Source organism: Streptomyces sp. NPDC051921 (assembly GCF_040680975.1).
Taxonomy (GTDB): Bacteria; Actinomycetota; Actinomycetes; order Streptomycetales; family Streptomycetaceae; genus Streptomyces.
Window position 1 is genome coordinate 124,332 of sequence record NZ_JBFAXU010000013.1, and the last position, 25,266, is coordinate 149,597.

A 25,266-nucleotide genomic window follows, 5' to 3' on the forward strand; every position below is an offset into this window, starting at 1 on the left:
ACGCAAAGGAAATTCATGGCCACCACCGCGCCTGCCACGGGTGCTCGGGAAGGCAGCACCGGCACCACCGGTGCCCCGATGACGCACCGGCAGATCATGGAGGCGCTGTCCGGGCTCCTGCTCGGCATGTTCGTCGCGATCCTGTCCTCGACGATCGTCTCCAACGCCCTCCCCCAGATCATCACCGACCTCGGCGGCGGCCAGTCCGCCTACACCTGGGTCGTCACCGCCGCCCTCCTCTCGATGACGGCGACCACCCCGCTCTGGGGCAAGCTCGCGGACCTCTTCTCCAAGAAGCTGCTGGTCCAGATAGCCCTCGTCATCTACGTCGCGGGCTCGGTCGTCGCCGGTCTCTCGCAGAACACCGGCATGCTCATCGCCTGCCGCGTCGTCCAGGGCATCGGCGTCGGCGGTCTCACCGCCCTCTCGCAGATCATCCTCGCCGCGATGATCGCCCCGCGTGAGCGCGGCCGCTACAGCGGCTACCTCGGCGCGGTCTTCGCCGTCGCGACCGTCGGCGGCCCGCTGCTCGGCGGCGTCATCACCGACACCGAGTGGCTCGGCTGGCGCTGGTGCTTCTACGTCGGCGTGCCCTTCGCGATCATCGCGCTGCTCGTCCTGCAGAAGACCCTCAAGCTCCCCGTCGTGAAGCGCGAGGTCAAGGTCGACTGGGCCGGCGCCTTCTTCATCAGCGCCGCCGTCTCCCTGCTCCTCGTCTGGGTCACCTTCGCCGGCGACAAGTACGACTGGATGTCCTGGCAGACCGCCGCCATGGTGGGCGGCTCGATCCTGCTCGGCGCGGTCTTCGTCCTCGTCGAGTCCAAGGCCGCCGAGCCGATCATCCCGCTGCGGCTCTTCCGCAACCGCACGATCGCGCTCGCCTCGACGGCCTCGCTCTTCGTCGGTGTCGCGATGTTCGCCGGCACGGTCTTCTTCAGCCAGTACTTCCAGCTGGCCCGCAACGAGTCGCCGACGATGTCCGGCGTCCTCACCATCCCGATGATCGGCGGCCTGTTCGTCTCCTCGACGGTCTCCGGCATGATCATCACCAAGACCGGCCGCTGGAAGGCCTGGCTGGTCAGCGGCGGCGCCCTCGCCGCCGGCGGCCTCGGCCTGCTCGGCACCATCCGTTACGACACGGAGTACTGGCACATCGCGATCTTCATGGCGGTCCTCGGCCTCGGACTCGGCATGATGATGCAGAACCTGGTCCTGTGCACCCAGAACCAGGTCGCCCCCTCCGACCTCGGCGCCGCCTCCTCCGTCGTCACCTTCTTCCGCTCCCTGGGCGGTGCGATCGGTGTCTCGGCACTCGGCGCGGTCATGGCCCACCGGGTCACCGACTACGTCAAGGACGGCCTGGCGGAGCTCGGCCCGAAGGCCGCGGCGGCCATGGGCCAGGGCGGTGGCGGTGGCGGCATCCCCGACATGGACAAGCTGCCCGCCCCGATCCGTACGGTCATGGAGAGCGCGTACGGCCACGGCGTCGGCGACGTCTTCCTCTACTCGGCGCCCTTCGCACTGCTCGCCTTCGTCGTGACCCTGTTCATCAAGGAGGTCGCGCTGAAGAGCAACACCGTGAAGGCGGACGACAAGCAGGCCGTCGAGGCCTGACGGGTCCGGGCCGGACGGTCCGGGCACGACAGCCCGACCTACGGACCGAGCCGGACGGTCCGAGCCGGACGGTCCGAGCCGGACGGTCGGGGGCGCACAGAAGACTCCCGGCCGCGCTTCGAGCGGAGGCGCGGCCGGGTGGGGTACGGAGCGGCGGGCAGGGGACGGCCCGCCGCTCCGTCATGGACCGGACGCCTCGCGGGCGACCATGACCTCGATGCCCGCGACGAGCACGTCCAACGCGTAGTCGAAGTCGCGGTCCCAGATCTCGCTGACGCTGCCGTGCGAGGCACGCTCGTCGAGGATCTCGGCCATCGGTTCGAGCGCGTCCTCGAACTGCGGGTCGTCCCGGAAGGCCTTGATCGACTCGCCGTAGAAGTCGTCCTGCGACATGCCGGCCTCGGCCGCCCGGCGCTGGAACTGGGACTCGATCGTCCCGTAGCCGTAGACGAACTGGAAGACGGCCGACATCGCGCTCGGCTGACGGTTCATCGGCAGGCCGGTGTCCCTGATCGCCTCCTGGATCTTGGCTCCGACGGCGATCGCGTGCGGGCCGATGTTCAGGTACTGGCCGGCGCTCGGCGACATCCACGGGTGGCGGACCAGCATCCTGCGGTAGTCCAGGGCGAGCACCCGGATCCGGTCCCGCCAGCCGCCGGCGGCGTCGACCGCGGCCAGGTCGATCTCCGCGTAACAGGTGTCGATGGCGTACTCGATGATGTCGTCCTTGGTGTCCACGTACCAGTACAGGGACATCGCGGTGACGTTCAGCTCGGTCGCGAGCTTGCGCATCGAGAGCTTGGACAGGCCCTCCTCGTCGAGCATCCTGATCGAGGCGGCGACGATGCGCTCCCGGTCGAGCCCGGCCGGGCCGCCTCCACTGCGGGCGGCCCTGGTCTCCAGCCAGACGCTGGCACCCGCCGGGTTCTTGGCCCTGTCCGCCGCCTTGACCATCGCGTTCCTCCGCCTGTCAGTGGTTCCCGCTCATGCTATGCAGCCACGGTCTGCTGCTCGGCCGCCCCCGCCGCCTTCTGCTCCGTGCGCTCGGCCCGCTTCAGCAGGAAGGCCGCGAGGAGACCGCCGGCGAAGACGGCGACCGCGCCGACCAGCTGGCTGGTCTGGAGGCCGGAGGCGAAGGCGTCGGAGATCTGCTGCCGCTCGGCGTCCGTGCCCGCCGCGGCCAGGGCGGCCGGGAGGGAGGTCGCGGTGACGGTGACGAGGGCGGCGAAGCGGGCGTTGAGGACGGCGCCGAGGATGGCGACGCCGAGGCCGTTGCCGAACTCGGCAAGGGTGCCGTTGACGCCCGCGCCGACACCGGCCTTCTCCGGGGGGATCGCGCTCATGATGGCGTTGGCCATGGCCGGGTTGGAGAGCGCGATGCCCGCGCCCATGAGGACCAGGCCCAGCAGCATGCCGGCGTACGTGCCGTCGGTGCCGCCGCCGAGCAGGGCGATCGAGGTGAGACCGCCGGCGACCAGGCCGAGGCCGAGGGCGACGGACGGAGCGGTGCCGATCTTCATGACGAGCCTCGGTCCGACGCCGGAGAGGTTGAGGACGACGATCGTCAGGGCGAGCGGCGCCATCCGCAGCCCCGCCTCCAGCGGCTCGTAGCCGAGGACGAACTGCAGGTGCTGGGTGAGCAGGAACAGTGAGCCGCCCATGCCGAGCATCACCAGGATCGCGCCGGCGACCGCGCCCACGAACTTCTGGTTCCGGAAGAAGTGCATGTCGAGCATCGGGTACGGGATGCGGAGCTCCCACCCGACGAAGCCGGCGAGGACGACGAGCCCGACCGCGGCCGGGACCAGGACCTGCGCCGACGTCCAACCGTGCTCCGGGCCGGTGATGATCGCGTAGACGACCGAGGACATCCCGATCGTGGAGAGCAGCGCGCCGAGCAGGTCGGGGCGGTCGCCCTGCGGGTTCTTCGACTCCGGGACCAGCTTGAGCACGGCGACCAGACCGACGGCGGCGACCGGGATGTTGACCAGGAAGATCATCCCCCACCAGAAGTGGTTCAGGATCACACCGCCGATCAGCGGGCCCGCGGCGAAGCCGAGGGAGCCGATGGTGGCCCAGATGGCGATGGCCTTGACCCGCTGGGAGTCGTCGAAGATCTGCATGACGACGGCGAGGGTCGTGGTCATCAGGAGCGCCCCGCCGACGCCCATGCCCGCGCGGGCGGCGATCAGCTGCCCGGTCGACTCGGCGAGGCCGGCGGTGAGCGAGCCGAGGCCGAAGAGCGCGAGGCCGAGGGCCAGCAGCTTCTTGCGACCGTAGCGGTCGGCGGCGTTGCCCGCGGTGAGCAGCAGACCGGACTGGACGAGCGAGTAGGCGTTGATCATCCACTGGATGTCGCTGGTGGACGCATGGAGCTCGGTGGTCAGCGAGGGGATGGCGACGCTGAGCACGGTGTTGTCGAGCAGCACGGTGAGCTGGGCGAGGCAGATGACGCCGAGGATCAGCCAGCGCTGCGGGTGGCCGCCGGTGGCGGCCCGTTCGTTCGCGGCGGTCGTCGCCGTCATGGAAACTCCTTATACGGTGTACGAGGCGATTGCTCGTACACCGTACAGGAGATCCTCGTACGCTGTATAGGAGTTTCTTCGGGGGGCCTCCGAGGGCTAGTTCTTGCTGGTCAGGTCGTAGAAGGTGACGCCGTCGACGGTGACCTTCTCGAAGGTGTCCTCGACCCAGGAGGTGATCGCGCTGCCGGCCCCGCCACCGCCCATCCCGCCGCCGGACGCGATGAAGTAGTGGATCCTCCCCTCGGCCACGTACTGCTTGAACTGCGCGAGGGTCGGCGAGGGGTCACTGCCGTTGAAGCCGCCGATCGCCATCACCGGCTTCTCGGTGGCGAGCTGGTAACTGGCCGCGTTCTGGGCGCCGATGGCGGCGGCGACCCAGGTGTACGCGTCGGCGTCGGCGAGGAGCTTCCGCTCGGCCTCGGCACCGACGTCGGCGCCGTCGAGCAGACCGCCCATGCCGCCGGGCCCGCCGCGCTGGTTCTCGCCGCCCGTCGCGGGCGCCTGACCGCCGGGAGCCTGGCCACCGGGAGCCTGACCGCCCGGAGCCTGGCCACCGGGAGCCTGCCCGCCCGGAGCCTGACCGCCGCCTTGGCCGCCGCCGGGGGCCTGGCCACCGCCCGGGAACTGCCCCGCGCCCTGGCCACCGCCCGGGAACTGCCCCTGGCGCTGCCCCTGGCCGCCCTGCCCCGGGCCCTCCACGAAGAACATCCGGCCGTTGCCCGGGCCGCCGCGCATGCCGCCCGGCCCGGCCATGCCCGCCGGGCCGGCCGTCACGATCGAGCCCTGGTGGCCGTCGGCGAGCGTCGCCAGGGTGTACGCGAAGGGGCCCGCGAGGCCCGCCACGAGACCGAGGCCGGCCGCCACCAGGCCGAGACGGTGGGCCCCCCTCGTCAGGCGGACCGCGATCGGCAGGGCGAGCGCCGCCGAGCAGCCCGCGACGAGGACCGCCCAGCGCAGCCACGGCTGCCAGTCCGGCGTCCGGCCGAGCAGCACCCAGCCCCACACCGCCGTCACCGCGACCGCGGCGGCGAGGGCGGCCGAGGCGGGGAAGCGGGTCCGCTCCTCCCACAGCACCGCCGCGCCCATGCCGATCAGGGCGGCGACGTACGGGGCCATGGCCACCGTGTAGTACTCGTGGAAGATGCCGGCCATGAAGCTGAAGACGCCCGTCGTCATCAGCAGCGAGCCGCCCCACACCAGGAACGCCGCCCGCGCCGTGTCCGTGCGCGAGGCCCGCCAGGTCACCACGAGACCGGCGACGAGGAGCAGCAGCGCCGCCGGGAGCAGCCAGGAGATCTGACCGCCGACCTGGTCGTCGAACATGCGGCCGATGCCGGTCTCGCCCCAGCCGCCGCCACGGCCCAGGGTGGGCGGCTCCGCGCCCGCGGGAAGATCCACCGACATGCCGCCGGGCCCGCCCCCGCGACCGCCGCCGCCCACGCTGCCGACCTCGTCACCGTTGAGCCGGCCGAGGCCGTTGTAGCCGAAGGTCAGCTCAAGGAAGCTGTTGTTCTGCGAGCCCCCGACGTACGGGCGGGAGGACGCCGGCCACAGTTCGACCAGGGCCACCCACCAGCCCGCCGACACGAGGAGCGCGAGACCGCCGAGGCCGAGCCGGCCCAACCGCCGCGCCAGGCCGCCCGGCGCGCACACCACGTACACGAGCGCGAGCACCGGCAGGATCAGGAAGGCCTGCAGGGTCTTGGCCAGGAAGGCGAACCCGAGCGCGACCCCGGCCCACGCCAGCCACCGCGCGGCGCCCCCGTCGAGCTCCAGGGCACGCAGCACGCAGTAGACGGCGACCGTCATGAGCAGGGCGAGCAGCGCGTCGGGGTTGTTGAAGCGGAACATCAGCGCGGCGACCGGGGTGAGCGCGAGCACCACACCCGCGATCAGGCCCGCGCCCGCGCCGAAGCGTCGCCGGACGGCCGCGTAGAGGACGGCGACCGTACCCACCCCCATGAGCACTTCGGGGACCAGGATCTGCCAGGAGCCGAGGCCGAAGAGACGCACGGACAGGGCCATCGGCCACAGGGCCGCCGGCGGCTTGTCGACGGTGATGGCGTTCGCCGCGTCGAGCGAGCCGAAGAAGAAGGCCTTCCAGCTCTGGCTGCCGGCCTGGACGGCGGCGGAGTAGAAGGAGTTGGCGTAGCCGCTCGCGCTCAGGTTCCAGAGGTACAGGGCCGCGGTCGCGAGGAGCAGGCCGAGGAAGGCCGGCCGCACCCAGGGCGCGTCCTCGGGACGCCCGCGCCAGAGGCGTCGGCCTCGCGTGTTCGGGGAGTTCATCGAGTGGTCCTTGTCCTTGTGGTGGCCACGCGCTCCGGGAAGACCCAGAGCCGGAAGAGGAGGAAGCGCACGACGGTCGCGGCGAGGTTGGCGACGATCAGTACGGCGAGCTCGGTCGAGTGCGCCGGATCGCCCGTCGCGGCGCCGAGCGCGGCGAGGGAGCCGCTGGTCAGGGCGAGACCGATACCGAAGACGACCAGGCCCTGCGCCTGGTGCCGGGCGGCCCGGTCCCGGCCCCGCACGCCGAAGGTGAGCCGGCGGTTGGCGGCCGTGTTGGCGACGGCGGAGAGCAGGAGGGCACCGGCGTTGGCGGGCTGGGCACCGACGCCGAGCCGGAAGAAGGAGTAGAGGGCGAGGTAGAAGAGCGTCGACAGGACGCCGACCACGCAGAAGCCGACCAGCTGCCGCGCCAGCCCGCCCGGCACGCCGTTGAGTTCACGGTCCCGCGGGTCGTCCCCGAAGGGCCGGGCGAGGCGGTCGAGCGGCAGCGAGCCGGTCGCGAGGGCCCGGCCCACCCGCCACACGCCCTTCAGGTCGTCGGTGGCGGTCCGCACGAGGTGCACGGTCGAGTCGGGGTCGTCGACCCAGTCGACCGGCACCTCGTGGATGCGCAGCCCGGCCCGCTCGGCGAGCACCAGCATCTCCGTGTCGAAGAACCAGCCGGTGTCCTCCACCATCGGCAGCAGCCGCTCGGCGACCTCCCGCCGGATCGCCTTGAAGCCGCACTGGGCGTCCGAGAAGCGGGCGGCGAGCGAGCCGCGCAGGATCAGGTTGTAGGCCCGCGAGATGAACTCCCGCTTCGGGCCGCGCACCACCCGCGAGGAACGCGCGAGCCGCGAGCCGATCGCCAGGTCGGAGTGGCCGGAGATGAGCGGTGCGACGAGCGGGAGCAGCGCGTTGAGGTCGGTGGACAGGTCCACGTCCATGTACGCGAGGACCGGCGCCTCGGACGCCGACCACACGGACCGCAGCGCCCGGCCACGGCCCTTCTGCTCCAGCCGTACGAACCGCACGGCGTCCGGCAGGCGGGCGGCGAGCGCGCGGGCGACGTCCGGCGTGGAGTCGGTGGAGGCGTTGTCGGCGACGGTGATGCGGTAGTCGTACGGGAAGGTGCGGTGGAGGTGCTCGTGGAGCCGCAGCACGCACGGCTCCAGGTCCTTCTCCTCGTTGTAGACGGGGATCACCACGTCGAGGACGGGCCTGCCGGCCGCGCCCACGGGGAGGTGCTCCCGGGCGGGAAGGGTTTCGGCGGACACTGTCGTTTGCATGCCCCCGACCCTCACCGGGCCCGCTGTCACGGCCGTGTGGTGAGGCTGTGCCCTGCCTGTGAGTCAGCGCTCGCCGGGCAGCCGCACGGCGAAGACGGTGCGGCCGGGGCGGCTGTCGACGGTCACCTCGCCGCCGTGGGCGAGCGTGACGGCCCGGACGATGGCGAGCCCGAGCCCGGTGCTGCCGGCCTGCCGGGAGCGCGAGGCGTCGCCGCGTGCGAACCGCTCGAAGACGGTCGGCAGCAACGCGGCCGGGACACCCGGCCCGTCGTCCTCGACCTCGACGACGGCATGCCCCGGCGCGGTACGGACGCGGGCGGTGACGGTCGTGCCGGGCGGGGTGTGGGTACGGGCGTTGGCGAGCAGGTTCACCAGCACCTGGTGCAGCCGGGCGCCGTCGGCGGGCACCTTCACCCCGGCGTCCCCGTCGGGGAGTTCGAGCCGCCAACGGTGCTCGGGCCCGGCCGCGCGGGCGTCCGAGAGGGCGTCCACGACGAGCAGGGAGAGATCGGTGCGCTCGTACGACAGCGGCCGTCCGGCATCGAGCCGGGCGAGCAGCAGCAGGTCCTCCACCAGTCCCGTCATCCGGGTCGCCTCGGACTCGATGCGCCCGAGCGCGTGCCGGGTGTCGGGCCCGCACTCCTCCCGGCCGCGCCGGGTCAGTTCCGCGTACCCCCGGATCGAGGCCAGCGGGGTGCGCAGCTCATGGCTGGCGTCCGCGACGAACTGGCGCACCCGCGTCTCGCTCTGCTGGCGCGCGTCGAGCGCCGAATGCACGTGGTCCAGCATGCGGTTGATGGCCGCGCCGACCTGCCCGACCTCCGTCCGCGGATCGGCCTGCGCCTCCGGCACCCGGTGGTCGAGCGCCACCTCGCCGCTGTGCAGCGGCAGCCGGGACACCTGCGCGGCGGTCGCGGCGACCCGGCGCAGCGGCCGCAGGGCGACCCGCACGAGCACCGTCCCCGCGAGCGAGGCGGCGACGAGCCCGGCGCCGGTGACGCTCAACTCCACGACGATCAGGGTGGACAGGGCGTCCCTGACCTCGGTCAGCGGAATGCCTATGAGGTAGTCGCCGTTCTTGCCGGACGCGTACTGCACCCGGTAGTCGCCGAGGCCGCCGGGCAGCGACACCGTGTGCGGGTCGCCGTCGCGCGGGACGGCGGCGAGGCCGGCGGACTGGGCGGCGCTCAACGCCTCGATCCGGTACCTCGGCCCGTACGGCCCGTCCTCCGGCGGTACGGAACGGTCCGCCCACGTCAGTTCCCCGTCGACCACCCGTCCGCCGACCGTCCCCAGCGGCGCCCCGGGCCCGATGACGAAGTCCTGGGGCGCGTCGAAGCCGCCGGGCGAGGGCCCGGCGGCCTCGAGCGGCGGACCGGCCGCACGGTTCGCGACCTCCTGCAGCCGTGTGTCCGCCTGGTCGTAGAGGTAGGACCGGAAGGCGATCGTCGTCACCGTGCCGATGACCGCGCAGACGACGGCGATGAGCGCGACGGCGGAGACGACCAGCCGGGTCCGCAGCGACCAGGGCCGACCGCCGCCCACTCGGGGGAACCGCACGGCCGACTACTCCCCCGGCTTGATGAGGTAGCCGGCCCCCCGCCGGGTGTGGATCATGGGGCTGCGTCCGGCGTCGATCTTCCGCCGCAGGTACGAGATGTAGAGCTCGACGACATTGGCCTGGCCGCCGAAGTCGTACGACCAGACCCGGTCGAGGATCTGCGCCTTGCTGAGCACCCGGCGCGGATTGCGCATGAGGAAGCGCAGCAGCTCGAACTCGGTGGCGGTGAGGTGGATGGACTCACCGCCCCGGGTCACCTCGTGGCTGTCCTCGTCGAGGGTGAGGTCCCCGACGGTGAGCAGCGACTCGGCGCGCGCCTGCGCGGCCCCGGACCGGCGGATGAGCCCCCGCAGCCGGGCCACGACCTCCTCCAGGCTGAAGGGCTTGGTGACGTAGTCGTCGCCGCCCGCCGTGAGCCCCGCGATCCGGTCCTCGACGGCGTCCTTCGCCGTCAGGAACAGCACCGGAACGTCCGGCAGTTCGCGCCGCAGCCGGCCGAGGACGGACAGTCCGTCCATGTCGGGCAGCATCATGTCGAGCACGACGGCGTCGGGCCGGAAGTCGCGGGCGGTGCGCAGCGCCCCGGCCCCGTCGCCCGCGCTGTGCACCTGCCAGCCCTCGTAGCGCAGGGCCATCGAGAGCAGCTCGGCGAGCGCGGCCTCGTCGTCGACGACGAGGACCCGGACGGCGGAGCCGTCGGTGCGGAGCAGATCGGTACGCGAGCGGGACGTGGTCGCAGTCATACGCGTCACGGTTCCGGGCCGGCCTGAGACGCGTCTTTCGCTTACCTGTGAATTTCCTGAGAAGTGCCCCTGGACCGGTCGGCGGCCCGCGAGGGCCGGTGCGACAGCCCGAAGAGCCGGGCCGCGTTGTCGTGGCAGACGGCCCGCAGCCAGTCGTCGCCCAGCCCGAGCCGTTCGAGGGCGTCGAGCTGATGGACGTACGGATAGGGGATGTTGGGGAAGTCGGAGCCGAGCAGGATCCGGTCGCCGAGCCCCTGCAGCCTCGTGAGCTCCCCGGCCGGGAAGGGCGCGAGACGCTCGCTGAAGTCGGTGAACGCCATGGTGGTGTCGAGGTGGACGCCCTCGTACCGGTCGGCGAGGTCCAGGAACTCCCCGTACTCGGGCATGCCCATGTGGGCGACGACGAGCCGCAGCCGGGGCCGGCGGGCGAGCAGCCGCCCGATCGGCCCGGGCCCCGTGTACGCGCCGGGCGCGGGCCCGGACCCGCAGTGCACGACGACCGGCGCACCGGCCTCCTCGACGAGCCCCCACACGTCGTCGAGCAGCGGATCGTTCGGGTCGAAGGCGCCGACCTGGAGGTGCACCTTGAACACCCGGGCGCCGCGTTCGAGGGCCCGCCGGACGTAGCCGGGGGCGCCGGGTTCGGGGAAGAAGGTCGCGGTGTGGAGGCAGTCGGGCGTGCGGGCGGCGAAGTCGGCGGCCCAGTCGTCGAGCCACTCCGCCATGCCCGCCTTGTGCGGATAGAGCATCGAGGTGAACGCGAGCACCCCGAAGTCGCGGAGCAGCGCGACCCGCCGGTCCTCCTCCTCGCGGTAGGTGATGGGCCACTCGACGCCGGTGAGGGGGCCGGCGGAGTCGAAGTAGGCCCAGACCTTGTCGAGGACGTTGCGGGGCATGAAGTGGGTGTGGACGTCGACGAGCCCGGGGAGGCCGAGGCGGTCGATCCACGGCCGGACGTCCGCGTCAGTCCCGGACATGGCCGTACGTCCGCTCGACCTTGCCGATGTGCACGCGGTAGTTCTCGTACCAGTGCTCGCGCCCGTACTCCTTGGCGGCCATGTGCTCGGGGTGCCGCCGCCAGGCGTCGAGGCCGTCCAGGTCGCGGAAGTACGCGACGGTGATGCCGATGCCGCCGGGGGTGCGGGCGGACTCGTAGCCGAGGAAGCCGGGGACGTCCCGGACGAGCTCCTGCATCCGGGTGCTGGTCTCGGCGTAGCCCTCGGGGTCGTCGGGACGGATCGACGTGAAGACAGCGGTGTAGTAGGGCGGTTCGAAGCCGCCCACGAGGTTCGGGGTCATGTGATCACCCTGCGGGGGCGGTGGTCGCGGTGTCCATGGACGGGCCCGGAAGGGATCCAAGACTTTACGGTTCAGCGCTTCGGCCCCTCAGAACAACGGTTCCTGCCCGTCCGCGCGGTCCGGGGACGTGTCCGCGGTCGCGGCGACGGCGACCGTGACGGCGTGACCGGCCGGCGCGGCGGCCAGCTCCCATCCGGACAGCAGCCGGGTGTCGAGGACGAGGGGCAGCCCGTCAGGGCCGAGCAGATGCAGATCGGGCCCGGCGGCGGCGACCAGCCGCCCGGCGAGGACCCCGCCGTCGACGCACTCGGTGACCGCCAGCTCGGGAGAGGGGTGCCGGTCGGCGAGCGCTTCGAGGCGGAAGACGTCGACGTGATCACGAACCTGGCAGGGCAGCGTGTGGAGCGTCTCGGCCCAGGCGGGGACGGCCACGGCCCGCCCGTACAGCTCGGCGACCTCGTCGGCCCGTTCGGCGGCGGGCGGCAGGGCGCGCCGGACGGCCCGCTTGCGGGCGTACGGGATGCGGTCGGGCACCGCGAGCGCGTGCCGGAGCACCTCCTCGGTCCGTCGCGCGGCCATCAGCGGGCCCCGCCCGAGCCAGCTGTAGGCGACGGCCCCCTGTTCGAGCAGCCGGGCGTCGCCGCGCTCCTCCCCGGTGATCCCGACCTTGACCATGCCGGGCCCGAACCAGGCGAGGTACACCCGGTACGGCCGGGGGTCGTCCGCGATCGTGTCGGCCGCGACGGAGTGCGCCCGGTCGAGCCGCGCGCACTCGGGGCACCGCCCGCCGGTGCTGCGCCCGGACACGACGGCGGCGAGCGGGCAGGGATTCCCGCGTGCGCCGGGGCACCGCCGCTCGCCGAGGGCCCGGAAGGCGATGTCCCGCCCGTACGCGAGCGCGCTGACGCGACCGCCCTCCCACCGCAGCGCGGGCACACCGCCGCGCCACGAGATCCCGGCACTCCGCCACACCATGCGTCCAGTGTCGTACGGGCCACTGACATCGGTCACCGGGGTCAGGGCAGCACGTACAGCAGCCCCTCGTCGGTGCCGGCCGCGTCGCCCGCGTGCCGCATGCAGCCGCGCTCGACGAGCACGCGCACGCAGTCGCGGACGCGCTCGGCGGTGAGCCCGGTGCGGCGGGCGACCTCCTCCAGGCGGTAGCGCACTCCGCCGCGTACGAGGGCCGGGGCCAGACAGGCGGCGACGGCGTGGACGTCGGCGCTCTCGACGACCTTCCGCTCGCACCAGGAGTCGAGGAGCTCCTGAGGGGTGAGCGCGGGCCCGGAACGCTGGCCGGGCACGGAGAGCCGCTCCAGGGAGGCGGCGATCCGGCGCAGGTCACGCCCGGCCTCGCGCAGCAGCTCACAGCCCTCCTCGTCGAGCCGGAGGCTGCCCTCCTCCAGGCGGACGAGCGCGTCGAGGAGCTGCTGCGGGAGGAGGAATCCGGTGGCGCCGACGGGGGACGGATCGAGCCGGTAGGCCCCCTCGCGCTGCACGTCGGCGACGACCTGGGCGACCCACTCCTTGAACGGCGCGGCCTCGGCCCTGCGGGACGCCTGGACGAGCTGCACGACCCCTTCGAGACAGACCATGCGCGTCGACTTCTTGAGGCTCCTGTACCCGGTCGTCGGGGCGATCTCGACGGGAAGCTCCCCGAGCGGCGTGTGCAGCGCGTCCCCGACGTACGCGCGGAGGGCCTGCCGTGCGCTGGTGTACCCGAGCCGGCGGGCCACGTCCACGGCGGGGAACCAGTGCGTCCCGTCCGGCAGCGTGATCCTCCGCAGCCGCGCTCCCGTGGCGGCGTACACGAAGTCGTCGATGTCGATGGCGTTCATCGGACATCACCTCCCTCTGCACGCTAGGCCGAGGGCATATTCAACTGACATGGAAATCAGCCTGGTTCACCCGAAGGTGTGGAGCTCGTGCTGTCGATGAGGGCGAGCACGTCGGCGGCGCTCCAGTGGCCGAGGGCCCCGGGGCACCGGGCGAGATAGCCGGCCACCTCGCCGGCGTCCCAGACGCCGGAGGCGCACAACCCGGCGGCGATGCGCCGCAGATATGCCTCGGACGGCACCCGGAACTCCACCTCGCCCACCGCCCAGGGCGCGGTCAGGGCGAGCAGCGGGACGCCGTCGATGTCCCCGGCGCAGACCACCGTCTCGTAGCGCCCCGGCCCGAACGAGACGCGCCCGCGGGCCACCGCCTCGGACACGTCGAGGTCAGCGACCGGCTCCCGGTACATCTCCTGGGCGGCGATGTCGGAGAACTGCCCGACGGTGATCAGATGCGCCCGCGCGAAGACGCTGCCGGACGCGTCCGGGTCGTAGAAGCCGCGGCCGCCGCCCCACACGGGCGACTCGGTCGCGAAGTACACGGCACCGCCGAGCACGACACCCCGGGACTCGACGGGCGCGGCCCGGTCCCGGCACCTGACCAGATAGCGCCCGAGGCGGGCGCCGTCCGTGTTCGCCCCGTACGCGGCATACCAGACGTACATGCCGCCGGACGCTACCGCTCCCACCGGCGGACCACCAGCGACCGGCCACCGCCCGCCGCGGCGAGCCCGGCGAGAGGCCACCGGCCGCCCCCGGGGAGCAGGGCGAGGGCCACCACCCACCCCGGAGAGCACGGCGAGGGCCACCACCCACCCCGGAGACCACGGCGAGGGCCACCACCGACCCCGGAGACCACGCCAAGAGCCCACCACCCATCCCGGAGAGCACGGCGAGAGGCCACCACCCACCCCGCGGAGCACGCCAAGAGGCCCGGACGTGCGTCCGGGCCTCTCGCGGGCTGCCCGCCGTGGGGGCTCCAGGGCCTGCCCCTAGGGGCAGCTGTTGCGGAAGTCGCCCGTGTCGGTGGTGCAGGTGTCGGACCCGTCGCCGCCGTAGGCGGCGTCGTTGCCGCCGATGCCGTCGCGGGTGTCCAGGGTGTCGTTGCCGCCGTCGCCGTTGAGCCGGTCGCCGCCGGACTGGCCGATCAGCCGGTCGTTGCCGGTGCCGCCGCTGACCCAGTCGCTGCCGGCGCCCGCGTGGACGGTGTCGCTGCCGCCGTTGCCGTACACCGTGTCGTTGCCGCTGAGCGCGCAGATCACGTCGTTGCCGGAGGTGCCGTTGAGCGTCTCGGTGACGCTCGTGCCGACGATCGTGCAGCCGCGCGAGTTGTTCACGACTGTCGCCGCGTTGGCGTTGTTGTTGGCCGGGACGGGGTCCTCCTCCGCGGCCCCGATCGCCACCCAGTCCGTCAGGGTGCCGGTCGTACGCGGCTCGGCGACGACGCTGACCGTCGCGGACGCGCCGGGGGCGATGCTCCCGAGGGTGCAGCTCATCGTGGTCGGGTTCACCGTGCACGGGCCGCCCTGACTGGGCGTGGCCGACAGCAGCCGACCGGAAGCGCCGGTGAGCGTGTCCGAGAGCGACACCCCGGTGGCCGTCGTGGCGGTGCTGTTGTTCGTCACCCGGATCGTGTACGTCGCCTGGTCGCCCAGGACGAGCGTGGCGGGCCCGGTCTTGGTGACCGACAGGTCCGCCGTCGGGGGTTCGACGCCGCCGCCGCCCAGGTAGCGGGCCACGGCGCTCTCGACCAGGTCGTCGCCGGAGACGACGATGCCGCCGTCGGGCTGCAGTGCCACGGCGTTGCCGTAGAACGTGTAGGTCCCGGGATCGGTGGTCACCCGCCCGTCGCCGCCGAAGTCGACGTCCAGACTGCCGCCGGTGTTGTAGCGCGCCAGCGCGAACTCGCCGCTGTGGTAACCGGCGGCGACGATCCTGCCGTCCGGCTGCAGCACCACGCCCATGGCCCTGGTCTGCCCGGTCCCGAAGGACGTGGTCAGCCTGCCGTTGCCGTCGAAGGTCGGGTCGGGCGCGCCGTCGGCGGTGAACCGCACCACCGCGAAGGCGTCGTTGAAGGCGCCGACTCCGACGATCCTGCCGTCCGGCTGCAGGGCGATGCCTTCCGCTCCGGACGTCCCGCTCCCGAAGGTGATGCTCGCGCGGCCGTCGCCGCTGAAGCCCGTGTCCAGGCTCCCGTCCGCGTGGTAGCGCGCCACCGCCATGCCACCGGCACCGTAGCCGCCGGCCACGATGCCGGTGTCGGGCTGCACGGCCAGGTCGAGGACCGTCGCGCCGGTCCCCTCGAAAGCGGTGGTGACCGTGCCGTCGCCGCCGAAGCCGGTGTCCAGGCTGCCGTCCACGTCGTAGCGCGCCAGGGTGAACCCGCCGGCGCTGGACCCACCGACGACGATCTTGCCGTCCGCCTGCAGGGCCACGGCCTCGGCCTGCGCGTTCCCCGACGGGTCGTCGAAGGCGGTGAACACCGACCCGCCCGTGCCGAATCCGGTGTCCGGAGTGCCGTCCGCGTTGAGCCGGTGGACCGCGAACATCCATCGGCCGAAACTCCGGAAGCTGCTGCCCACCGCGATGATCTTGCCGTCCGGTTGCAGCGCCAGGGCCTTGCCCATGTCGTCGTACGCCGCGCCGAGATCGGCCAGGACGATGCCGTCGCCCTCCCCGAACTCCGTGTCGAGGCTGCCGTCGGCGTTGTAGCGCATCACCAGGAAGTCGGTGGGCTCCTCGGGGAAGTTGTTCCCGGTGCCGAGGGTGACGATCTTGCCGTCGGGCTGGACGGCCACGTCGCCGTTGTTCTCGATGTACCCCGCGTCCGTGACGACCGTGCCGTCGCCGCCGAACGTGGGGTCCAGGTCGCCGGGGGCGGCGGTCGCCACTCCGGGCAGGCCGAGGACCAGCGCCAGGGACGCGCCGATCAGCGCGCCGACGCGCCGGGCTCGGCGCCGTGGGGGATGAAGGGGCATGGGCGACCACTCCGTCTGTGGGGATGCTCGGGCCCCACAGCTTTCTGGCGCCCCCGTTCCTGCCCGAGAGCGACCCGGCGGGCTGCGCCCCACTGGGCGCCGGGTTCCACTCTCCAGAGTGAGGCGCCGCACCCGCCCGCCCCACCCGCCCGCCGGCCCACCCCGCTCCGCCCACCCAGCCCGCTCCGCCCACCCCACCCCGCTCCGCCCGCTCGCGCGCTCGCGCGCTCGCCGCGGATGCGGACAGGGCCCGATCGTTCGGCAGGCTCCCCGGCGACCGAAGTCGGGTTCGGCGGACGTGCGTTCACAGCTGTACGGGTAGGACTGGCCGGGCTCCCCGATCACCGGGACGGCGCGGTGCATTCGCAGCTACCCCTGTTCCGAGGTGAAGGGCAGAAAGGCGCTGTCGTGGTGGCTGTCGCAGTTGAGGACCAGATAGGGCGTCAGGCCGGGGTCCTTGTTGACCGCATGCCATCGCCCCTCGGTCGACCGGCGCGTCACCTTCGAGTCCTACCCGGGGCCGACCCCCCGATCTTTCCGGCACGGCACAACGCAAGAGGCCCGGACTCTCGTCCGGGCCTCTTGTCTCTGTGCACTCGGCAGGATTCGAACCTGCAACCTTCTGATCCGTAGTCAGATGCTCTATCCGTTAAGCTACGAGTGCTTGTTTTGTTTTTCGCCTCCGCTCCCCGGCCTTTCGGCCCGCTCGCGGCGACAGGAAGAACATTACATGACTGCCGCCGTCATGTGAAATCCATTGACCACACCCCTTGCGACCTGCGAAAACGCCCCACGGACGACCTAGGGGCGCACGGCGGGCGAGGGCGCGCGGGCGGGCGTTCGCGGGGGAAAAGGCGGGAAAAGAGACCGGGGTCACATGCGGCCGGACGGGGAGCCGCGCGCTCACGGCGGCGCGCGCTCGGAGCTCGACGCGGCGGGGGTACCGGAGCCGCGCTCGCGGGGGCGGACGGGGCGCCCGCGGTCGCGGTCGCGGCGCGCGATCACAGGACGAGGTTCGAGGTGGCGGGGCGCCGGTCGGGTCGTCGCTCGCGGGGCGCGGTCGCGGGTCATCGGTCGCGGGGCGCGGTCACAGGTCATCGGTCGCGGGTCGTCGGTCGCGGGGCGCGGTCACGGAGCTCGGTCGCGGGGCGTCGGTCGTGGCTCGCGGGGGCGCGGGGTGTGGGGTGGGGCGCCGGGCGCGACCCGCGGCTCCGGGAACGACCGAAGCCCCGGTCGGGACGACCGGGGCTTCGGGTTGGCGGAGGCGGAGGGATTTGAACCCTCGATGGGCTTTAAGACCCAAACCGCATTAGCAGTGCGGCGCCATAGACCGGACTAGGCGACGCCTCCTTCGCACCGCGCGCGTATGCGGGTGGTGCGTGCAGATGATGACACAGACGAGCGCCGCGCCACCAATCGCTTATCACCGTACTAGGACCCCGGGGCCCAGGGCAAAGGGCCGTGCCCTCCCGCGCGCCTCTCCGCCCGCCCCCGCCCGGAGCATCCCCCGTTGCGCAACGGAGCGGGGTCCGGAGCGTTAGTGAGGGGGGAACGGCCCGCCGGTTCCCCGTCGCCACCGCCGCGCCCCACGCACCGCACCACAACGGGAGTACGTCATGCTGCGCCCCCTCCTTCTCGCCAGCCTCGCCACCGCCGCCTCCACCGCCATCGGGCTCGGGGCGCTTCCCCCGCTGCCGCTGCTCTCCGCGCCCGACTCCCTCACCGTGAGCATCGAACGGAGCGGGCACCAGGAGGCCGACGGGACGTTCGAGCTGAGGTGCGGCGCGTCGCCCGGCGGCACCCACCCCGCCGCCGAGAACGCCTGCAAGCGGCTCGCGCAGCTCACGCAGGCCGGCGACGACCCCTTCGCGCCCGTGCCCGCCGACCAGATGTGCACGGAGCAGTACGGCGGCCCGGCCACCGCACGCATCACCGGCAACTGGCAGGGGCGCGCCGTCGACGCCCGCTTCTCCCGCGCCAACGGCTGCGAGATCGACCGCTGGGAGAACCTCCGCCCCGTGCTCCCCCGCGTGAAGGGCTGAGGACCGAGCCCGGCCGGGGGCCGGGCACGGCGGGCCCCGGCCGGGCGGGCAGCCGGGCACGAGCCGGGCGACGAGCCGGGCACGGAACCTCCACCCCGTGTCCCTAGGCGGAGCGTCTGCCTCCCTTAGACTCCCTCCGTGACAGGCCGCGACCCGAGGGGCAAGATGGGGCCCGCAGGCCACTAGGCACCAGGCAAGGGCTGCAGGCAAGTGCAGTGGGTTCAGGGAGGAAGCGTCGCGTGAGCAGCAGGCCATCCCGAGGCGCTGCTCGCCTCGCAGCCATACTCGACGCCCTCCCCGACGGCCTCGTGCTCGTGAACTGCAACGGCACGGTCGTCAACGCCAACACCATCGCCCTCGGCATGTTCGAGACCCCCGGCACCGCGCTCGTCGGGCGCGGGCTGCTCGACCTCCTGCCGGACTTCGACTCGCGCCTCATCCCCGGCTCGATGCGCCGCCCCGAGGGCACCGACGACCACGGCCGCACCCGGCCCACCCGGATGATGGCCCGCCGCACCGACGGCGGAGAGTTCCCGGTCGAGGTGACCAGCGCCAGCCTGGAGGACGGGCGCGAGGCCTACGACTCGTACAGCGGCTACACCGGCGACGAGCTCCTCATGCTCGTCGTCCGTGACCTCACCGGCACCCTCGACACCGAGGCCGAACTCGCCCGCTCCCAGCGCCAGACCGAGATGATCCTGCGCGCCGCCTCCGAGGGCGTCGTCGGCACGGACACCGACGGCCGGGTCGTCCTCGTGAACCCCGCCTTCGCGCAGATCCTCGGCTACCGCGCCGGCGAGCTCGGCGGCGCCGAGCTGCACGGGCTGATCCTCCCCAAGCGCGCCGACGGCGAGCCCTTCCCCTATGAGGAGTCGCCGCTCGCCGACACCCTCAAGTCGGGCCGCAAGCACCGGGTCCGCGGGCAGGTGCTCTGGGCGAAGAACGGCGACCGCGTGCCGGTCGACCTCACCACCGCGCCGGTGCGGGACGGGGACCAGCTCGTCGGCGCCGTCATGACCTTCACCGACCGCAGGCCGTACGAGCAGCTCGTCGAGGCCCACGCCGCCGAGCTCGCCGACCTCACGGAGAAGCACGACGCCGAACTGGCCGAGCGGACGGGCGAGCTCACCGCCCAGCTCGCCGAGCGGACGGACGGGCTCACCGCCCAGCTGGAGCAGCAGAAGGAGCGGTACGAGAGCGAGCTGGCCGAGGAGCGGCAGCGGGTCGCGGCCCTCACCGCCCGGCACGAGCAGCTGACCGCCGTGCTCGCCGAGTCCCTCCGCGGGCCGCTCGACGAGCTGCGCGCCGAACTGAGCGCCCTGGCCGCCGACGACGCCGGGCAGCTCTGGCCCGAGGCCAACCAGGTCCTCCACCACCTCGCCGCCGGCTACGCCCGGATGACCACCCTGGTCGACAACGTCCTCGGCTACCAGCGGCTCGACGCGGGCGCGGAGCAGCTGGACAAGCGCGTCGCCCTGCTCGACGGCATCGTCACCGCCGGCATCGACGGCTCCGTCGAGCTGATCGGCCCCGGGCGGGCCCAGTTCGCCGTCCACGCGCCGCCGATCGAGGCCGAGGTCGACCGGGCGCGGCTCACCACGGCGCTCTCGCACCTCGTCGCGGACGTCGCGGGCGTCGACGCGACCGGCAAGAGCAAGGCCACCCAGTCCGGCGGCTACGCGGACTCCACGATCGTCGTCGCCGCCGCCCAGCGCGGTGACGTCGTACGGATCGAGGTCCGCGGCCCGTACGCCGGCGGCGACCCGGTCCATCAGCCGATCGTCCGCGGGATCGTCGCCGCGCACGGCGGCGTGGTGCAGACCCACGAGGTGCCGGGCACGACCGGCGGCGCGTACGTCGTCGAGGTTCCGCTGGGCGCCGGGCGGGGCACCGTGCCGGCTCCGCCCGTACCCGTACCGGACCCGTCCGCGCCGGGGGCCGCCGAACAGCACGCCCTCGAGCCGGCGCGGGGCGGGACGCCCGGGCACCCCGGCCTCGAGCCCGCGCAGGCCGGACTCGCACCGGCCGGACTCGCGCTGCCCGGACCCGCGCTGCCCGGACCGGATGCGCACGCCGCACCGCACGCGCACGCCGAACCGGCGCGGACCACGCACACGCAGGGCGGACTCGCCCTGCACGGGCCCGGCTCGCCGAACGTCTCGCAGAACCTCTCGCCGAACGTCTCGCCGACCGGCTCGCCGCAGGCCGAGGCCCCGGCGGCCGAGCAGGCTCGCCCCGTCCCCCCGCAGTCCATCGGCCCCGTGTCCATGGCCCCGCAGCCCGCGCCCACCGCCGACGCCGAGAGGCCCGCGCTTCCCGCGCAGGCCCCGCCCGCCGACGCGAGCCTCGGCGGAGCCGCCCCGGGCGCCACCAACGGTGGCGGGCGGCGGCGGGCCCGGCGGGCCGCGTCCACGGACGCGTTCCTGCAGAGCCCGCTGGCGCCCGAGGGCGGCCCCGTGCCCGAGCCGACCGGACGACGCCGCGGGCGTACGGACGACACGCCGCCCGCCGGTACGCCGGGGGCAGCGGCCGAGCTGATCCCCGCCCAGAGCGCGGGGGCCGACGCCCCCACCGGCACCGGGCGGCGTCGTGGCCGGCCCGCCGAGGGCGCCGTCGTGACCGCCGCCGAGAGCGCGCAGGGGCGCCCGGCGCTCGGCGACACCGTGCCGCCGCAGGGCGTCCCGGTCGATGCCGCCGCCCCGGCGCTCGCGCCCGTACCGGCACCGGCTTCCGCGCCCGCAGCCGCACCCGCGCTGCCCGCCGTCGCGTCGGAGGGGGCCGCGCCGCAGCCCACCGGGCGTCGGCGGCGTGCGCTGGCCGCCGCACAGGAGCGGGCCGCCGCGGCCGACGCCGGACCGCGCACGCCGTTCGCGCTGCCGCCGGCCGGGGCCGACCGCGACGACGCCCCCGAGCACCGCCCCGACCACGAGGAGCGGCACGAGGCCGTACGCACGCTGCCGGAGGACGAGCACACGCCGTCGCAGCCGCACCCGCTGCCCGCGGCGGTCGCCCCGGTCACGGCGCCCACCGCCAGTGGCACCGGCACCGGGTCCGTACCGCTCCCGCCGGAGGTGCCGGTTGCCCCGGCGGCCCCGGCTGCTCCCGCCGCCCCGGTCCTGCCGCCGGCCGCGCCGGTGCCCGCTCCCGCTCCCGCTCCCGCTCCTCCCAAGGACACCGCGCAGGGGCGTGCCTTCAGCGTGCGGACGCTCGGCCAGGGCGTGCCCTTCGTCCAGCCCGCGGCCGCGACGACTCCGCCCGGCGGGACCCCGGTCGCTCCCTCCGGGCGGCGACGCAAGCTCGGCAACCCCGCGGAGGAGGGCCGGCCCGCGGTTCCGGAGGCCGTGGCCAAGGCCCAGCCGCAGCCGGAGCCGCAGCCTCAGGCGCCGCAGGCACAGCCGGAGGCTCCGGTGCCGTCGGTCCCCGCGCCCGTGCCCGCCGCTCCCAAGCTCGGCCCGACGCTGGTTCCGGCGCCCGCGCCCGAGGGGCGTGCCTACGCCATAGGGGCGCCCGCCGAGGGCTCGGCGGAGGGGCCGGAGCCGCTGGACGGCCCCGGCGGTGCGGTGGAGGTGTCGAACCAGCCGCTGCCGCAGCCCGTCGACGACGAACTGCCCCCGGAGCCGCTGGACAATCCGCGTCGGCTGCTCGTCTGGCCCGCTCCGGACGTGGCCACCCAGCAGGCGCTGAGCGACCGCGGCTACCGGCCGGTGATCGTGCACTCCCGCGAGGAGGTCGACGCGCAGATCGCCGCCTTCCCGGCCGCGCTCTTCGTCGACCCGCTGACCGGGCCCATCACCCGTACCGCGCTGCAGTCCCTGCGCCAGGCGGCCGTCGCCGCCGAGGTGCCGGTGCTGCTGGCCGCCGGGCTCGGGCAGGCGACCCGGGAGGCTGCGTACGGCGCCGATCCGGCCGTCCTGCTCAAGGCGCTCGCGCCGCGCGACAGCGAGCAGCACCCCTCGCGGGTGCTGCTGATCGAGGAGCACGACGACATCGCGCAGGCGCTCGCGGCGACCCTTGAGCGGCGCGGGATGGTGGTGGCGCGGGCGGCGACCGACACGGAGGCGGTCACGCTGGCGCAGCAGACGCGCCCGAACCTGGTGGTGATGGACCTGATGCAGGTACGTCGCCGCCGGGCCGGGATCATCGACTGGCTGCGCGCGAACGGGCAGTTGAACCGCACCCCGCTGGTCGTCTACACCTCGACCGACCTCGACGAGGCCGAACTGCCCACGCTGGCCTCCGGCGAGACGGTGCTCTTCCTCGCCGAACGGGCGACCAGCACCGAGGTGCAGGCCCGGATCGTCGACCTGCTCGCGAAGATCGGCACCAACTAGGGCGCGTTGCGGGACTTCCGCAACACGCCCTGGGCCCCCTCGGGGTGCCGGTCGGTGCCGTCCTCCCGTACGGCTACAGCTGGGTGACGTCCAGCTCGCCCTCCGCGTACTGCTTGCGGATCACCTTCTTGTCGAACTTCCCGACGCTCGTCTTCGGGACCGCCGGCACGATCGCCCAGCGCTCCGGGAGCTGCCAGCGGGCGATGCCGCCCTCGGCGGCGAGGAAGGCGCGCAGCTCGGCGTAGTCCGCGCTCGCGCCCTCCTTGAGGACGACGGTCGCGAGCGGACGCTCGCCCCACTTCTCGTCGGGGACGGCGACGACGGCGGCCTCGGCGACGGCCGGGTGGCCCATGAGCGCGTTCTCCAGCTCGACCGAGGAGATCCACTCGCCGCCGGACTTGATGACGTCCTTGGCGCGGTCGGTGAGGGTGAGGTAGCCCTCGGTGCTGATGACGCCGACGTCGCCGGTCTTGAGCCAGCCGTCCGCGCTGAACTTGTCCTCGGGACGGAAGGCCTCGCCCCCGGCGCCGCCGTAGTACGCGCCGGCGATCCAGTTGCCGCGGACCTCCAGCTCGCCCGCCGACTCGCCGTCCCAGGGCAGGATCTCGCCGGCGGGGCCGACCAGGCGGGCCTCGACGCCGGTCGGGAAACGCCCCTGGGTGATGCGGTACGGCCACTCCTCCTCGACGGTCAGACCGGCCGGCGGGTGGGCCATGGTGCCGAGCGGGGAGGTCTCCGTCATGCCCCAGGCGTGACAGAGGCGGACACCGAGCTTGTCGTACGCCTCCATGAGGGAGGGCGGACAGGCGGCGCCGCCGATGGTGACCTGGGCCATGGAGGTCAGGTCGCGGGGGCGGGCCAGGACCTCGGCGAGCAGGCCCTGCCAGATGGTGGGGACGGCGGCGGCGTGGGTCGGCTTCTCGCGCTCGATCATCTCGGCGAGCGGGGCCGGCTGGAGGAAACGGTCCGGCATCAGCATGTTGATGCCGGTCATGAAGGTGGCGTGCGGCAGACCCCAGGCGAGCACGTGGAACTGCGGCACGACGACAAGGGTCGTGTCCTTGTCGGTGAGGCCCATCGACTCGGCCATGTTGACCTGCATGCTGTGCAGGTAGATGGAGCGGTGGGAGTAGACGACGCCCTTGGGGTCGCCGGTGGTGCCGGAGGTGTAGCACATGGCGGCGGCGGAGCGCTCGTCCAGCTCGGGCCAGTCGTACGTGGCGGGGCGGCCGGCGATGAGCTCCTCGTAGTCGTGCACGCGGGGCGCGACGCCCTCCAGGACGGAGCGGTCGCCGGGGCCGGTCACGACGACGTGCTCGACGGTCGGCAGGTGCGGCAGCAGCGGGGCGAGGAGGGGGAGCAGCGAACCGTTGACGATGACCACCCGGTCGGCGGCGTGGTTGACGATCCAGGCCAGCTGCTCGGCGGGCAGGCGGAGGTTCAGGGTGTGGATGACCGCGCCCATCGAGGGGATCGCGAAGTACGCCTCGACGTGCTCGGCGTTGTTCCACATGAGGGTCGCCACGCGCTCGTCGGCGGTGACCCCGAGTTCGTCGCGCAGGGCGTTGGCCAGCTGTCCGGCCCGGGCGCCCGCCTCCGCGAAGGTGCGGCGCTGCGGCTCGGCCTCTCCGGTCCAGGTGGTGATGGTCGACTTCCCGTGGATCCTCGTCCCGTGCTCCAGGATGCGGGTCACGGTCAGTGGTACGTCCTGCATGGTGCTCAGCACGGCGTCCTCCCGGTGGGCGCTACGCGGCAGTAGGTGATGTGGGGGTGGGGAGATTCTGCGCACGTACCAGGCGGTATGTCACTACCCGGGAGTAGCCAATTGCCAGTGATGACTGGCGTAACTGAGGGTAACTTCCGCTGCGGCGGGGCCGGGCCCCGGGTCGGCGGCGCATCCGGGGGCGAAACGGGTCACCGTACGGGGGACAGCTCCGGGTCCTCGCGGAGCTTGCCCAGCGCCCGGGAGACGGCGCTCTTGACCGTCCCGACGGAGACGCCGAGCACCTCGGCGGTCTGCGCCTCGCTGAGGTCCTCGTAATACCTGAGGACGACCATCGCCCGCTGGCGGTCGGGGAGCTTCATCACCGCACGCCACATCGCGTCGTGCAGCACCTGCCGCTCCGCCGGGTCCGGCTCCGGGAGCCCGACCGGCTCCGGCAGCTCCTCGCAGGCGTACTCGTCGACCTTGCGCTTGCGCCACTGCGACGTGCGGGTGTTCAGCAGCGCCCGCCGGACGTAACCGTCCAGGGCACGGTGGTCCTCGATGCGCTCCCAGGCCATGAAGGTCTTGGTGAGCGCGGTCTGGAGCAGGTCCTCGGCGTCCGACGGGTTCGCGGTCAGCGAGCGCGCGGTGCGCAGGAGGACGGGGCCACGGGCCCGCACGTACGAGGTGAACGTCGGGTACGAGGCGAGCGGCGCCCGGCCGTTCGCGGCCTTGGAGGCGCCGGCGCAGACGGGGCCAGAGGGTGGCGGAGTCATGGCTCCACGCTATGAGCGGGCGACCGCCCCGGGGATCGGCCCCAGGTCCCGAACCGCGATCCCCCTCAGGTTGTAGGGGTGGGGATGTCTGCACCTCCTGAAGGTGGAGGGGCGGGCGCCTCTCGTCAGGGTCCGGGGACGGACCGGGGCGCGGCCGGGCGGGACCACGCCCCTCCGATGCGGGCGACGGGGGCGTCGACGGCGCTGCGGTCGGTCATCCGCCGACCGCCGCATCCGCCCCCTCCGATGCGGGCGACGGTGCGTCGACGGCGCTGCGGTCGGTCACCATCCGCCGACCGCACC

The 25,266-nt window shown here is 73.5% G+C and carries 18 protein-coding genes and 2 tRNA genes; 3 read left to right on the forward strand and 17 right to left on the reverse strand.

Annotation, left to right across the window (positions count from 1 at the left end; all coding sequences use genetic code 11):
- The first annotated feature begins 15 nt into the window (after positions 1–15).
- Positions 16–1,614, forward strand: coding sequence for an MDR family MFS transporter (locus AB0M16_RS19020; RefSeq protein WP_365344232.1), 1,599 nt, complete (start codon positions 16–18; stop codon positions 1,612–1,614).
- Between the two features lie 180 nt (positions 1,615–1,794).
- On the opposite strand, the gene AB0M16_RS19025 is transcribed toward AB0M16_RS19020, so the two are convergent.
- The 15 genes from AB0M16_RS19025 to AB0M16_RS19095 all read right to left on the reverse strand — a co-directional run bounded on the left by AB0M16_RS19025 (position 1,795) and on the right by AB0M16_RS19095 (position 17,459).
- Positions 1,795–2,568: a TetR/AcrR family transcriptional regulator C-terminal domain-containing protein gene (locus tag AB0M16_RS19025; RefSeq protein ID WP_365344234.1), complete on the reverse strand. Its 774-nt coding sequence runs from the start codon at positions 2,566–2,568 to the stop codon at positions 1,795–1,797.
- 35 nt (positions 2,569–2,603) lie between these two features.
- A complete protein-coding gene (locus AB0M16_RS19030; RefSeq protein ID WP_365344236.1) occupies positions 2,604–4,139 on the reverse strand; it encodes an MFS transporter in 1,536 nt (511 codons plus the stop codon).
- Between the two features lie 96 nt (positions 4,140–4,235).
- Entirely contained in the window at positions 4,236–6,425 is a 2,190-nt protein-coding gene (locus AB0M16_RS19035) for a glycosyltransferase family 39 protein (protein WP_365344238.1), read from the reverse strand.
- Entirely contained in the window at positions 6,422–7,693 is a 1,272-nt protein-coding gene (locus AB0M16_RS19040) for a bifunctional glycosyltransferase family 2/GtrA family protein (protein ID WP_365344240.1), read from the reverse strand. The genes AB0M16_RS19035 and AB0M16_RS19040 overlap by 4 nt, the downstream gene beginning before the upstream one ends.
- A 63-nt stretch (positions 7,694–7,756) precedes the next feature.
- The gene (locus AB0M16_RS19045; RefSeq protein ID WP_365344413.1) at positions 7,757–9,238 is read right to left on the reverse strand and encodes a HAMP domain-containing sensor histidine kinase; all 1,482 of its coding nucleotides are present in this window, start codon (positions 9,236–9,238) and stop codon (positions 7,757–7,759) included.
- Positions 9,239–9,259: 21 nt separating this feature from the next.
- Positions 9,260–9,997 (reverse strand): response regulator transcription factor, encoded by a 738-nt coding sequence (locus tag AB0M16_RS19050; protein ID WP_365344242.1) that lies wholly within the window; start codon positions 9,995–9,997, stop codon positions 9,260–9,262.
- Between the two features lie 41 nt (positions 9,998–10,038).
- Complete coding sequence (locus tag AB0M16_RS19055) at positions 10,039–10,974, reverse strand: amidohydrolase family protein (RefSeq protein WP_365344244.1); 936 nt, start codon at positions 10,972–10,974, stop codon at positions 10,039–10,041.
- Positions 10,961–11,296, reverse strand: coding sequence for an antibiotic biosynthesis monooxygenase (locus AB0M16_RS19060; protein ID WP_365344246.1), 336 nt, complete (start codon positions 11,294–11,296; stop codon positions 10,961–10,963). The genes AB0M16_RS19055 and AB0M16_RS19060 overlap by 14 nt, the downstream gene beginning before the upstream one ends.
- A gap of 87 nt (positions 11,297–11,383) precedes the next feature.
- On the reverse strand, positions 11,384–12,271 hold the full coding sequence (locus AB0M16_RS19065; protein ID WP_365344248.1) for a DUF2797 domain-containing protein: 888 nt from the start codon (positions 12,269–12,271) through the stop codon (positions 11,384–11,386).
- 41 nt (positions 12,272–12,312) lie between these two features.
- Positions 12,313–13,134 (reverse strand): Bro-N domain-containing protein, encoded by an 822-nt coding sequence (locus tag AB0M16_RS19070; RefSeq protein ID WP_365344250.1) that lies wholly within the window; start codon positions 13,132–13,134, stop codon positions 12,313–12,315.
- A gap of 56 nt (positions 13,135–13,190) precedes the next feature.
- On the reverse strand, positions 13,191–13,796 hold the full coding sequence (locus tag AB0M16_RS19075) for a histone deacetylase (RefSeq protein ID WP_365344252.1): 606 nt from the start codon (positions 13,794–13,796) through the stop codon (positions 13,191–13,193).
- A 327-nt stretch (positions 13,797–14,123) separates the two neighbouring features.
- A complete protein-coding gene (locus AB0M16_RS19080; RefSeq protein ID WP_365344254.1) occupies positions 14,124–16,109 on the reverse strand; it encodes a calcium-binding protein in 1,986 nt (661 codons plus the stop codon).
- Between the two features lie 369 nt (positions 16,110–16,478).
- Positions 16,479–16,610, reverse strand: a complete 132-nt coding sequence (locus AB0M16_RS19085) for a hypothetical protein (RefSeq protein WP_365344256.1) — start codon at positions 16,608–16,610, stop codon at positions 16,479–16,481.
- 90 nt (positions 16,611–16,700) lie between these two features.
- Positions 16,701–16,773 (reverse strand) — tRNA-Arg (locus AB0M16_RS19090).
- Positions 16,774–17,365: 592 nt separating this feature from the next.
- Positions 17,366–17,459: transfer RNA gene (locus AB0M16_RS19095), tRNA-Ser, on the reverse strand.
- A 266-nt stretch (positions 17,460–17,725) separates the two neighbouring features.
- On the opposite strand from AB0M16_RS19095, the gene AB0M16_RS19100 reads away from it, so the two are divergent.
- The gene (locus tag AB0M16_RS19100) at positions 17,726–18,151 is read left to right on the forward strand and encodes an SSI family serine proteinase inhibitor (protein WP_365344258.1); all 426 of its coding nucleotides are present in this window, start codon (positions 17,726–17,728) and stop codon (positions 18,149–18,151) included.
- Between the two features lie 239 nt (positions 18,152–18,390).
- Positions 18,391–22,482: a PAS domain-containing protein gene (locus tag AB0M16_RS19105; RefSeq protein WP_365344260.1), complete on the forward strand. Its 4,092-nt coding sequence runs from the start codon at positions 18,391–18,393 to the stop codon at positions 22,480–22,482.
- Positions 22,483–22,555: 73 nt separating this feature from the next.
- Here AB0M16_RS19105 and AB0M16_RS19110 read toward each other — a convergent pair whose 3' ends face one another.
- Entirely contained in the window at positions 22,556–24,208 is a 1,653-nt protein-coding gene (locus AB0M16_RS19110; RefSeq protein ID WP_365344262.1) for a long-chain fatty acid--CoA ligase, read from the reverse strand.
- A gap of 188 nt (positions 24,209–24,396) precedes the next feature.
- On the reverse strand, positions 24,397–24,963 hold the full coding sequence (locus tag AB0M16_RS19115) for a SigE family RNA polymerase sigma factor (protein ID WP_365344264.1): 567 nt from the start codon (positions 24,961–24,963) through the stop codon (positions 24,397–24,399).
- Between the last annotated feature and the right edge of the window lie 303 nt (positions 24,964–25,266).